The following is a 13,114-nucleotide window of genomic DNA, read 5'->3' as shown; positions in this document are numbered from 1 at the left end:
CAATGAAACAATTTTACGTTACTAAATATATTCCGATATTCATTTTTATTCTGGTTTGTTTCTGCGAAAATAAGCTAAAGGCGCAGCAGGTTCCCTTGCTCGACCAATACTATATCAATCCAACAGTGTACAATCCTGCTGCTGCAGGAGCGAACAACTTGTTTAATGCATACCTGTTAAGGAATCAGAAATTTGCTGATTTTGATGGCGGTCAGGTTACACATGTTTTTACTGCCGATGCAGCTTTGAAAGAAGCAAAATACGGACTTGGTTTTAGTTTGGTAAACGACAATGTTGGAATTTTTGACAATACACAAGCCCTGGCAAGCTATTCTTACAGGCTTGAAATTGCTACCGATCACTTTTTAAGGTTTGGTCTATCTGCCGGAATATCCGATTTTAGGGTAAACATGAACGATTTAAGAGCAAACCCTGACGATCCTTACCTGATTAATACAGATTTTAAAAATACCGAACTCATGGCAAATATGGGTTTGTATTACACCTATAAAAATGTGGTGGTGGGTTTAACCATTCCACAACTTTTAAACAATTCGGTAAGTGAAAGCAGGGATGGATCTGAATCATCATACAACCTGGTTCGTCATGCCATGCTAAGCGGAGGTTACGAGTTTAAAATTCCGCGCATTAGAGATTTGAGTGTTACTCCATACCTTATGATGAGATATGCAGATAGCTCTCCTGTTCAGTTCGATGTAAATGTAATTGCCAAGCTTGCAGACAAAGGTTGGTTCGCAGTGAATTACAGAGACGATTTTTCGGTTGGATTAAATGTCGGTGTGAATGTATTAAAAAACTTTGTAATTGGATATTCATACGATATTGGCATCCAAAAAACAGGAAGGTATTCATCCAATAATCATGAATTCCTCATCGGATATCGATTAAAATCAAAAAAGAAAAGAGAACCGGAAAGGATTCTAGACAATGATGTAAGCACATTAAAATCGTTATTGGCTGAGAAATACAAAAAGATTGACCGCTTGCGCCACGAACTGGAACAAATGGAGAAAGAAGAGAAAATGAGCGATGAAGATCGGGATGGTGTACCTGATGAAAAAGACGATTGTCCCGGAACTCCACCTTTCTATATTGTTGATGAAAATGGTTGTCCTGTTGATTCTGATCAGGATGGCGTGGTAGATAGTGAAGATTACTGTCCTGAGATTCCTGGTATTGCAGCAAACAATGGCTGTCCTGAACAAAAGGAGGAAAGAATCGAAATGGAAGAGCGATTGGAAAATATCTATTTTGCCTTCGGTAAATATGAATTAACCGAATATTCTCGCAGGAAACTGGTTACCGTTATCAAAATGATGGTAGAAAACAATTCTTACATTCTTAAAATGCATGGTCATACTGATGATATTGGCTCCGATGATTCGAATATCGAATTGGCCTATAAACGCCTTACAACGGTTAAAAACTATTTAATTTTAAATGGTGTTCCAGACAATCGAATTATCATTATTCCGCACGGAGAAAGCAATCCGGTTGTAGCTAATACCGACAATCAAAGCAGGGCCAACAACAGACGTGTTACTTTCGAAATTTACGACTACCAATAAGAACAAAAAGCCCGATATGAATTCATATCGGGCTTTTTAATTATTTTGATTTCTTTATTTAAAAAGAAAAACTTTTCTTTCCTGAGATCCTGGACGACCAATAATGTTTTTGATATAGTCATTCTTCTCGTTCAAAACTCCAGCTTTCTGAACATATCCTTTTGCCATTGGCATACTTGCTCCCCAAGCACCACTTGGACTGCAATTCTCAAAATCGGTAATTTTTACAATGGTATGTACACCAACAGTAATAATACATGTTTTGTAGGTTTTAGCAAGCTCCAATGTTTCTTTGATATTGTCTTTAGTCAAGTCAATTGTTTTATCAGCTTGCTTTTCTGCTAATTTATTGATGGTAACAATCGGCTGTCCTAAATCTGCAAATTCATCATTAAAACTTATTGAACCTGCAACAAATTCTTTCAATACTTCAAGTTTCGTATTCTGTGCACTTAATGAAAATCCAATCAGCACAAATAATATAACTATTGATTTTTTCATGGTTGGGATTTTATATTAATAAAGATTAAACTGTTAATTGATATACAAATCTACAAAATATGTTCACTTAATTCTATATTTTGTTTAAATTAAATTTCGTCCCAGCCAAAATTCCTTGCACATGGTGCAGTATACAAGTACTTGCTACAAACGAAAAAAGCTTAGGCACCACCCTAAGCTTTCTTTACTAACCACTATTTACTAACCTAAATCTAAGAGAAACTACTTGTTTGTTTTCTCTATTGTAAAAGTATCTCATTTAATCGTTAAATGGTCTCAAAGGAAGTTAAAGAAACTTAAGCTCCGTTTTCTAGAAATGTATACAAAATAAAAAACCCGGCTGGTAAGCCGGGTAATCTATTTAAACTCCTAATCTATTATTCTATGAAAAAACCTAATCTATCTCTTTTGTCTGTAACAAATGTATTTAACATTTGCGTTAACAAATGAGAAGAAGTGTTAAAGAATGTGAAAACTTTACTGATTGTTGGATTTTTTCGAGTTTAACTTGCACAAGTTTTTAGAATACATTCAACCTGTCCTCCAACCCCTGATCTGTTGGCAGGGAATGATCGTTCAAAGGCTGCCGTTCCAACTGTAAAGGCAGCAGCCTTGGTAGCTTTAACTGCTTCTATCCTCGATACACTATCAATACTGCCAGCTACAATTATCGGCTTTTTTGATAGTTTACATACTTCTTTAATTAAGCTTGGAATATCTTCCTCTACGTGGCGGTAAGCCAATAAATCCAAACCATCTACACCATCAAGACTGGTTATTTCTTCGGCTTGTGTAGCTATTTCAGTAATACTTCCCTTCAAAATACTTGGGTGATCTTCAACGCGACCTACAAAAGGATAATATTTTAATGAATGATCTTTCACCAAAGGTGCAATTAACTCTGGTCTTGTGCCTCCCAACAGGTAATCTACATTTAAATCCATTGCCACCTTTGCTGAGTTAATTTCGCTCTCCGAATCTAAACTTACCACTTCCAAATAAACCGTTACTCCTGCCTGCCTCAAATCCTGTGTTAATTCTTTCAGATCTTCAAAAGGCAAACCCACATCCTTAAAACCGATATGTTTTACGCCCTCTGCCACAATTTCCTTCACATACTGTCTGGCATCTTGTACTGTTTTATCATCCCTGGTTAGCATGAATATAAGATCTATGCTCATCTCTCTCATCAATTGTTTATTGTTAGTATTAGTGTTGTGTGTTTTAATGAGTGCAAATATACTTGATCCATTCATTTCCAAAGAATTTATATGGAAGGAAGAATTCATAAATTTACAATACCTGTCAGGTTAAAAAAAACTGACAGGTTATATTGCATTCAGTAATTTTCCATTATTGTCTGCCATTGCAAGCCTATTTCTTGATATTCCCGCACTATTTTTTGCTAGCCTTGGCTTAGGTATTGTTCTTTTTGGCCTACCAATTAAACTCGCCTATGTATTTTCTGCTCTTCTTGGGTTATTTTCTTACACTTTTGGCTTAGATACTGCCAATGCCAACTTACTTACTTCTGGCCCCGCCCTATTTTCTGTCAATCCCGTATTATTTGTTGCCATTCCCGTCGGGTTTATTAACTTCTATGGCGGGATTGGCAGTTCGTATGGCGGGTTTAACAACATCTATGGCGAGGTTGGCAGGTCGTAAGGCGAGTTTGGTAACTCCTAAGGCGGGGTTGGCAGATCGTAAGGTGGGATTGGCAACTTCTAAGGCGGGGTTGGCAGATCGTAAGGTGGGATTGGCAACTTCTATGGCGGGGTTGGCAGATCGTAAGGCGGGATTGGCAACTTCTAAGGCGGGGTTGGCAGGTCGTAAGGCGGGATTGGCAACTTCTAAGGGGTTTTATTTGATATTCATAATTACATACAAAACAACTACTAAATTATGCCTTAGCATGTACCAAAAACGCATTAAAAACTACATTCAAACAATTAAAACCACTCAATACACCAAAACTCTTACTCAAACTAAACCCTAGCATATTAAACCATTACAAAAGGATAGTTTTTCACTTTTAAGTTTTATAATATTTTCACAAAGTTTTAATGACACAAAAACTTAATCAATCATACAATCGTTACATAATTGTTTAATTTGGTTTTTATTAATAACTTAATACTTTCAAAAAATCAATACTATTACAATTGAAAATTAAAACTATGAAAGAAAATAAGTCAATTAATTTAAGCTATCCTGAATTAATACAACGTGCCGATAGAGTTGCTATGGTTGTACAGCGCGATATCACAGAATTTCAAAAGTATGGCTATGCCGAAAATGTTCACGAAGAGGTTGCCGCAAAATGTCTTGCCTTTAAAGAGGTAGAATCGGATATGTTTTGGGAAGGACAAAAGGTATTGGCCACCAACAAAAAAGAGAATTGCAAAGGCAAATTGGTAGAAATTCTTGGTGAGTTTGCATTTAAATCGAAATTGGCTTTGGGTGAGCATACGAAAGAATACAAAATGTTTCGATTTACTGGCTTAAAGAAACTTAACGATAAAGAGTTAATTCCTTATGCATCGCATGTAATTAAAACCGCCAGGTTAATGCCTGATGAATTGGCGAAGCGGAATTTAACCATTGAGGATTTTACCGCTGCCGAAACCGCTACCAAGGCACTGGATGATGCCATAGATGCTCAGGCCGATGCCATAGCGATTCGCGAACAAAAAAGCGTAGAACGCCTAAATAAGGGTAGCGAACTTTATAAGATGATTTCGGAACTTTGTGATGTAGGAAAAAGAATATGGGAACACAAGAACGAAGCATTCTATAATGACTATGTTTTGTTTGGTTCAAGCAAATCAACATCGCATAACGAAGAAGAAGAAACAGAAAGTGTAGTGGAGGAAACAAGTACCGGGGAATAATAGTTTCGTCTTACAAGCCAATTTAAATATACAAGCGGTTGCCATTCGCATATTTTTAGACCAAGATCATTTACATTGAAAATGGCATAAAAAAAATCCTTCCGAATATCATCGAAAGGATTTTTTTAGTACCCAGGGCCGGGATCGAACCGGCACGGGTTGCCCCACTGGTGTTTGAGACCAGCGCGTCTACCAATTCCGCCACCTGGGCATTGCTTTTGAATGCGATGCAAATATAGACCTTTGTTTGATTCTCGCAAAACAAAAACTGCATTTTTTTGAAAAAAAAGTGATAAAAAAATCCCAGCACATGAGGCGGAAAGCCCCACAAGTACTGAGATTCATATTTTTACACTCAAAATAAATCTTTCATTTGAGCAGCATTTTTTTTTGAAATTTTATTGCGGCATACTGTATTCAAGGCCTGCTCCTGGTCCCAATGGCAATCCTAGAAGAATCCAAACCATCAAAACAATCACCCAAACCACGAAAAATGCAACCGAATATGGCAACATGGTGGCAATAATGGTTCCGATACCTGCATTCTTTTCGTATTTCTGGAAATAAGCAATGATTAGAGCGAAGAAACTCATCATCGGAGAAATTACATTGGTAACACTATCCCCTATTCGGTATACTACTTGCGACAATTCCGGAGAATAACCCATCAGCATAAACATCGGGATGAAAATTGGTGCCATGATGGCCCATTTTGCCGATGCCGATCCCATAAGCATATTAATAAGTGCCGATAGAAGCACGAAAAGAATCATTAATGGAATCATACCGATTTCGGCAGCCATAAGCGCTCCTGCCCCTTTAATGGCCATAATTACCCCTAAATTCGACCATTTGAAATAGGCAACAAATTGCGCTGCAAAAAATACAAGTACATAGTATCCGGCAAGGGATTGCATCGATTTTGCCATTCCCTTCATGATATCTGCATCGTTTTTGAAAACTTTGGCTCCAAATCCGTAAGCAATACCACATCCTCCTGCTCCTAAAAATAGCAAGGCTACTACCCCTTTAATTAAAGGAGAAGTTAAGAATCCACCATCTGCACCTCTAAAGAATCCGTCTTCCGGAATCAATCCCCAAAGGGTAATGGCAGTCAGGAAAATCACTACATATAAAGCCCAACGTAAGCCTCTGCGCTCTAAATCGGTAATGTCATGAATTTCTTCCTTGTGTAAATCTGCATCTTTATATACACCCAATCGAGGTTCAATTAATTTATCGGTAACCAAAGTACCCACAATGGCAATTACAAAGGTAGAAGCCACCATAAAGTAATAGTTGGCGGTTGGATTTACCGTAACCGTAGGATCAACAATGCGAGCAGCCTCTTGCGAAAGACCCGCAATCAAAGGATCGATGGTTCCCAGGATTAAGTTGGCCGAGAATCCACCAGACACACCAGCAAAAGCAGCTGCCATACCAGCAATTGGATGTCGATCAACCGCTACGAAAATGATCCCTGCCAAAGGAATTAAAAGTACATATCCTACATCCGAAGCTGTATTCGATAAGATACCAGCTAATACCAATACAAAAGTTAGCATCTTTTTAGGAGCCGACAGTACCAGTTTGCGAATTAGCGTTCCTATTAAACCGCTACTCTCAGCAATACCAATCCCCAACATAGCAACCATTACAATTCCTAATGGAGCAAATCCGGTAAAGTTATCTACCATTTCTACCAGAATGCGATGCAATCCTTCAATGGACAATAGATTTACCACCTCGATGGTTTCTTTTGTACCTGGATGAACTGCCTGCCATCCGAATAGGGATGCCAATCCCGATAATAAAATTGCCATTACAGCAAAAATTGCAAATAAGGTAGCCGGATGCGGTAAGGCATTTCCGAATTTCTCCGTTACATTCAGAAACCTATCGGTCCAACTTCTCTTTTTCTCTACACTCTTCTCCATTTTAATCAGTTAAGGTTGGTTTTATTTGTTGTCAATTCATGTGAAGCCACAAAAAAAGTGAAAAAAGAATTATACTGCAAGAAGAATTGTAAGCTTAACATTTCCATTCCTATATCTATTTCCTTTATTGTTGATTTTGGCCTTATCTTCTGATTTTTAGTGCAAAACTTAATTTAAACAGCCACAGGCAGAACATTGACATCAGGATTTTCTATCTTAGTATAAAGATTATTGATTTGTAATAAACTGTTTCCCCAATTAAATTTGATAGAAAATCACACAAACAAAACTTTAACTGATATGCCTAACTTAACTACAAACTACCTAGGACTAGATTTAAAAAATCCAATTATTGTTGCCAGCTCTGGTTTAACTGATTCGGTAGAAAAATTAGTGGAATTAGAAGAAAATGGTGCAGGTGCCGTTGTTCTAAAATCTCTTTTCGAAGAAGAAATCATCATGGAAATGGAAGAACAAATGCATGCCATGACAAGTCGTCCTTACATTTATCCGGAGACTTTTGACTACATGCAGGAAGAGCCACATGAGGATATTCTTCGCAAGTACTTAAGATTGATTGAAGAGGCCAAAGCTGCCTTATCGATTCCTGTAATTGCAAGTATCAACTGTGTTAGTGCTGAAAAGTGGACCTATTTCTCGAGAGAAATTGAAAAAGCAGGTGCCGATGCAATGGAGATCAACTTGTTTGTTTTGCCAACTGATATGAACAGATCAGGCGAAGAAAACGAGAAAATTTATTTCGATGTTTTGAAAACCGTTAAAGATCAGGTTGCCATTCCTGTTTCATTAAAAATTAGTCCTTACCATTCGAACCTGGCCAATATGGTGAAAAAACTGGATGATATGGATGCTGATGGAATTGTAATGTTCAACCGTTTTTACAGTCCTGATATCGATATTCATAACCTGGGTATTACCAACGGACAGGTTCTTTCTCATTCTGATGATTACAAAAATTCATTAAGATGGATTGGAATCATGTCGGATAGAGTGAAGTGTTCATTGGCAGGAACTACTGGTATTCATACTTCAGAAAGCATTATCAAGCACATTTTGGTTGGTGCAGATGCCGTTCAGTTGGCTTCTGTTATTTACAAAAACGGACCAGAATACATTGATATTTTATTGAAAGAAGTTTACTCTTGGATGGAAGATCAGGGATTTGAAAACATTCGTGACTTTAAAGGAAAGATGTGTCAGTCGAATGCTAATGATCCTGCAGCCTACCAAAGAGTACAGTTCATGAAGCATTTTAGAAACTTCATTATGCACTAGAATCTTTTATTTTCATTTTAAAATACAGCATGCCCGAATCAATTTATTGGTTCGGGCTTTTTTAGTGAATTATATTCCTAAAAACCTTATCAATTTCCTGCATTAAGGATTAAAACCTGTAGCTTTTTCGCTTTTCAGTGATTGCAAAAGACACACCATTTGAAATTCGCGAACTTAGAATCAAAGTCTTTGAAATAAACTGATAAAAATCATTACTATTTAGATTTAGTTTTATTAAATTGTATTCTTCTCAAGTTTAACCCTTAATACCACAATAAATTCATAATCAGATGGAAATTACAACTTCACAAGAGCTCAAAAAGAATTTTGGAGTACAAGAAACACTAAATCGACTAGGTATTTCAGATGTAAATGCCGGAGTATCAACTGGAACTGAATGGTTCGATTGCAAGGGAGATATCACTGAATCCTACTCTCCTATTGACGGATCGCTTATTGCAAAAGTTAAAAATGCCGATAAGGATGATTATGAAAAAGTTCTGGTAAAAGCTCAGGAAGCATTTAAGGTTTGGAGAAAAATGCCAGCACCAAAACGTGGCGAAATCGTTAGACAAATTGGAAATGCACTACGCGATGCCAAAGAGGATTTGGGCAAACTGGTTACCCTCGAAATGGGTAAAATTTACCAGGAAGGTTTGGGCGAAGTTCAGGAAATGATTGACATTTGCGACTTTGCAGTGGGTCAGTCAAGAATGCTATACGGATTTACCATGCATTCGGAAAGACCAGATCACAAAATGATGGATCAGTATCACCCATTGGGATTGGTTGGTGTAATTTCTGCATTTAATTTCCCCGTTGCCGTTTGGGCTTGGAATGCCATGATTGCGGCAGTTTGTGGTGATGTTGTAATTTGGAAGCCTAGTTCGAAAGTGCCACTTTGTGCCATTGCCTGTCATAAAATCATTCAAAACGTATTAAAAGAAAATAACGTTCCCGAAGGTGTTTTCAGCCTGGTAGTTGCAAAATCATCGGTAATGGGAGATAATTTTATAGAAGACAAGCGTGTGCCGTTGATTTCGGTTACCGGATCGACTGCCATAGGTAAGAGAGTTGCCGAAAAAGTAGGTGCTCGTTTGGGAAGAACCATTGCCGAGTTGGGTGGAAACAATGCCATTATTGTTGCTCCTACTGCCGATTTGGATATTGCCATTCCGGGTATTGTGTTTGGATCGGTTGGAACAGCAGGTCAGCGCTGTACTTCAACCCGCCGTTTGATTATTCATGAAAGTATTTATGATGATGTGAAGAACCGTTTATTGAGTGCCTACAAGCAAGTCAAAAGCAAAATTGGAAATCCGCTTGACGAAAACACTTTGGTAGGGCCAGTAATTGATGAAGGAGCAGTTGAGGTTTACCAAAATGCCATTGCAGAGGTGAAGAAAGCGGGTGGTACTATTGTATTTGGCGACAAAGTACTGGAAGGAAACTATGTATTACCAACATTCTGCGAGGTAGAAAACCATTGGCAAATTGTTCAGGACGAATCTTTTGTTCCTGTTCTGTACATCATGAAATACAGTACACTTGATGAGGCTATTGAGCTGCACAATAACGTTCCACAAGGTTTATCCTCATCGATATTTACCCTGAACATGAGAGAAGCACAAACCTTTATTTCTGCTGTAGGTAGCGATTGTGGCATTGCCAATGTAAACATCGGAACATCGGGTGCCGAAATTGGTGGTGCCTTTGGTGGTGAGAAAGAAACTGGTGGTGGTCGTGAGTCGGGATCCGATTCTTGGAAGACCTACATGAGAAGACAAACCAATACCCTAAACTTTGGAACTGACTTGCCATTGGCTCAGGGAATCAAATTTGATTTATAATTCAACCAAGACTAAATTTTCAACATTTAGCCTCGACCTATGTCGGGGCTTTTTTGCATCAAAAACTCACGCTTTCACCTAGCAAAACTCTTAATTCACGAAATAAGCAGACATTGACACAAAAGCCTTTCACATAATTTTTTAAACACTGCATAAATTCTTATTTTTGAAGCAACACTATACCTTGCAATCTGTTTACTATGCTGAGAAAAATTCTTACCTCTTTCTTTATTGTTTTGCTTTTGGCAATCATCGTTTTAGGCTACCTATATCTTCAAAAACAAAAGGAATACAAAGGCGTCGACCCTTTTTCAGCAATTCCGGTGAACTCCGAATTAATCGTTCAGTTTGAAAGTTTAGAGCATCTAATCACAAAATTGGAGAACAATACCGGTGCATGGAAAGAGTTAGGAAATTTCGATAAGATTGCAAAAATCAATGAAAACCTTCAGTTCATAGATAGTTTGGCTAGTAAGATTGATTCGGATCATCAATTTACACTCGACCGATCGTTTACCATAGCCAGTCATCTGCAAGGAAAAAATGACATTGAATACCTTTACATTCTGCCAATACTGGATTATCTGGAGGAAAAGAAACTACAAACTGCTGTTTCGAATTGGATTGGACCAGACTTGGTTTTGCGTGAAAGAAATTATCAAAACACAAGCATATACAGTATTCCTGCAACAAGTAAAAAGGAAAAAGAATTGCACTTTACCTTCTCAAAAGGTTTGTTCCTGGCCAGCAGATCGATGCTACTATTGGAAAACTCGGTTCGACAATTAAGCACTGATAATTCCATATCTAAAACCAAAGGATTTGAACAAATCAGAAGAACCATTGGCAAAAATGTTGATGCGAATATCTTCCTGAATTTAAAGACTTTTCCAAAACAAATTTCCTTCTCGTTGAACAAGGAACACAGCAAGTTTATTCGCAATTATACCAACATCGGAAACTGGACCGAGCTGGATTTAAGTTTCAGAAACAGAATCATCCTGTTGAATGGATTTACCTATAGCGATCCAAGTCAAGGAAACCTAATGAACTTGTTTTTACAGCAAGAACCTGTAAAGATGGAAATGGAATCCATTCTGCCAGCTACAACTGGTGTTTTGGCTGTGTTGGGCATTGATGATCCACTGCTTCACAAAGGAAAATATCGCAAGTTTTTAGATCAAATGGGAAAACTTTCCGATTACCAGAAAGCCATTAATGATCTGAAAAAGAAAACGGGTGAAGATTTTGAAGAGATCATTTTCTCGATCATCTATAAAGAAATAGGATTGGCCTTTGCAGAAGGAAATGCGGATAAAAAGTTTACTGTAATCCGCACAAAGAGTGCCAGTATTGCAAAAGAGAAGATGTTAAAACCAATTCTTGGTTTTGCTAAAAAACAAGAACGAACCCTATCCTACTACAAAAGAACTTACAAGCTCGATTCTGAAACTTCTTTTGACATTTACCGATTACCAGAAGATCGACTACCAGAAAAGTTATTTGGTAGTTTCTTTAGTGATGCCTCATCGGCTTACTTTACCTTTATCGATAACTATTTGGTAATGGGGCCAAGCATTAGCGCCCTATCAGAATTTATCCAGGAATCTGTTCTGGGTAAAACTTTGGATAGCAACCAAAACTACCAGGAAAACAAAGAGTATCTATCGAATAAAGCAAATTTCTTCTTTTATACTTCAACGCCGAAGGCGAACCGTTTTATCACCAGTTTTCTAAACGAGGAACTTCAATCTGAAATACAAAACCATAAGGAAAGTGTAAATAAGTTTCAGGCAGTTGGCTTACAGTTGAGCTCTAACAGAAACCTAATTTACAACAACCTGTTTATTGAATACGATCCGGTTCTGGAATCGGCACCGCAAACCGATTGGGAATCGAGAATTGACACTTGTTTCCGCCACAAGCCTTACCTGGTTAAAAATCATTATACCAAAGAGAATGAAATCTTTGTACAAGATATTCAGAACCAAATTTACCTGGTAAATCCAGCAGGAAGAATTCTATGGACAAAGCCTTTGGATTCTCAGATAATTGGTAAGGTGGAACAGATTGATCTATTTAAAAATAACAAGCTACAATACCTTTTTGCAACCAAAAATCATTTGCACTTAATCGACAGAAACGGAAACTACGTGAAAAATTATCCGGTGCGACTAAAAGCGGAAGCTACTCGTGGCATTGCCATTTTCGATTACGACAAGAACAAAAACTACCGCATTTTTATTCCTTGTAAGGATCAGCGCGTATATGCTTATTCTAAAGAAGGTAAGATTATAAAAGGTTGGAGTCCTGCCAAGGCCGAGAATCCAATTACCTGTGAAATACAACATTTTAGAATTGGTGGTAAAGACTACATCGTATATGCTGATAAATTTAGGGTTTACATCCTAAACCGTCGTGGTGTTGAAAGGGTGAAACTGAAAAAACAATTCTCTAAATCGGAGAGCAATCCTTTTTACCTTGAGAAACAAAGTAATCGATTGGTGACTAGTGATACCAATGGAAACATTCATTACATCTATTTTAATGGTAAAGTAGAATCAAAATCTTTCACTCAGCTGTCGGAAGCGCATTATTTTACCGCTGCCGATTTAAACTCCGATGGAAAGAACGAATATTTATTTGCTGATTACAATTTCCTTAAAATTTTCGATGCATCTGGAGATCAAAAGCTAGAGAAGAAATTCGATTCAGGAATTAGCTACAGACCCAATGTTTATAAGTTCTCGAGAAGAAAAATAGAAATTGGCATCTGTACCGAAAACGAAAACAAAATCTATTTGATTGATTTGAAAGGAAATAATCATTCTGGCTTCCCTTTAAAAGGCAATACCGAGTTTTCAATTGGCTTTGCCAAAGCCGGCAACAAATCGTTTAATCTTTATGTAGGTGATAATCGCAACTTCTTGTTAAACTATTCCGTACACTAGGCCGTTTGTCAATAATAACAACTAATTCATGTATAAGATCTATTTTCTTACATGATATTATTGCTTTTCTGATCTGAATATAATTTAACATTAAAGCTA

At 37.5% G+C, this 13,114-nt stretch carries 9 protein-coding genes and 1 tRNA gene; 6 read left to right on the top strand and 4 right to left on the bottom strand.

What is annotated here, in order from left to right; translation table 11 throughout:
* Window positions 1-2: 2 nt before the first annotated feature.
* Window positions 3-1,589, top strand: coding sequence for a PorP/SprF family type IX secretion system membrane protein (locus tag BXY64_RS01185; protein WP_120238165.1), 1,587 nt, complete (start codon window positions 3-5; stop codon window positions 1,587-1,589).
* Window positions 1,590-1,643: 54 nt separating this feature from the next.
* Here BXY64_RS01185 and BXY64_RS01180 read toward each other — a convergent pair whose 3' ends face one another.
* Window positions 1,644-2,090 (bottom strand): hypothetical protein, encoded by a 447-nt coding sequence (locus BXY64_RS01180; protein ID WP_120238164.1) that lies wholly within the window; start codon window positions 2,088-2,090, stop codon window positions 1,644-1,646.
* A gap of 503 nt (window positions 2,091-2,593) precedes the next feature.
* Window positions 2,594-3,346 (bottom strand): hypothetical protein, encoded by a 753-nt coding sequence (locus BXY64_RS01175; protein WP_211334385.1) that lies wholly within the window; start codon window positions 3,344-3,346, stop codon window positions 2,594-2,596.
* A 344-nt stretch (window positions 3,347-3,690) separates the two neighbouring features.
* On the opposite strand from BXY64_RS01175, the gene BXY64_RS01170 reads away from it, so the two are divergent.
* Both BXY64_RS01170 and BXY64_RS01165 read left to right on the top strand, forming a co-directional pair.
* A complete protein-coding gene (locus BXY64_RS01170; RefSeq protein ID WP_120238163.1) occupies window positions 3,691-4,086 on the top strand; it encodes a hypothetical protein in 396 nt (131 codons plus the stop codon).
* A 181-nt stretch (window positions 4,087-4,267) separates the two neighbouring features.
* Complete coding sequence (locus tag BXY64_RS01165) at window positions 4,268-4,981, top strand: hypothetical protein (RefSeq protein ID WP_120238162.1); 714 nt, start codon at window positions 4,268-4,270, stop codon at window positions 4,979-4,981.
* 129 nt (window positions 4,982-5,110) lie between these two features.
* Here BXY64_RS01165 and BXY64_RS01160 read toward each other — a convergent pair.
* Together BXY64_RS01160 and BXY64_RS01155 are read right to left on the bottom strand one after the other, a co-directional pair.
* Window positions 5,111-5,192: transfer RNA gene (locus tag BXY64_RS01160), tRNA-Leu, on the bottom strand.
* Between the two features lie 187 nt (window positions 5,193-5,379).
* Window positions 5,380-6,918: an AbgT family transporter gene (locus BXY64_RS01155; RefSeq protein ID WP_120238161.1), complete on the bottom strand. Its 1,539-nt coding sequence runs from the start codon at window positions 6,916-6,918 to the stop codon at window positions 5,380-5,382.
* Between the two features lie 300 nt (window positions 6,919-7,218).
* On the opposite strand from BXY64_RS01155, the gene BXY64_RS01150 reads away from it, so the two are divergent.
* From BXY64_RS01150 to BXY64_RS01140, 3 genes are all read left to right on the top strand, one after another.
* A complete protein-coding gene (locus BXY64_RS01150; protein ID WP_120238160.1) occupies window positions 7,219-8,214 on the top strand; it encodes a dihydroorotate dehydrogenase-like protein in 996 nt (331 codons plus the stop codon).
* Window positions 8,215-8,504: 290 nt separating this feature from the next.
* A complete protein-coding gene (amaB, locus tag BXY64_RS01145; RefSeq protein ID WP_120238159.1) occupies window positions 8,505-10,064 on the top strand; it encodes an L-piperidine-6-carboxylate dehydrogenase in 1,560 nt (519 codons plus the stop codon).
* 200 nt (window positions 10,065-10,264) lie between these two features.
* Window positions 10,265-13,015 (top strand): DUF3352 domain-containing protein, encoded by a 2,751-nt coding sequence (locus tag BXY64_RS01140; protein WP_120238158.1) that lies wholly within the window; start codon window positions 10,265-10,267, stop codon window positions 13,013-13,015.
* Window positions 13,016-13,114: the final 99 nt, after the last annotated feature.

Origin of the sequence: Marinifilum flexuosum (assembly GCF_003610555.1) — a bacterium.
GTDB lineage: Bacteria > Bacteroidota > Bacteroidia > Bacteroidales > Marinifilaceae > Marinifilum > Marinifilum flexuosum.
This window is presented reverse-complemented; position numbering and strand designations above follow the sequence as displayed.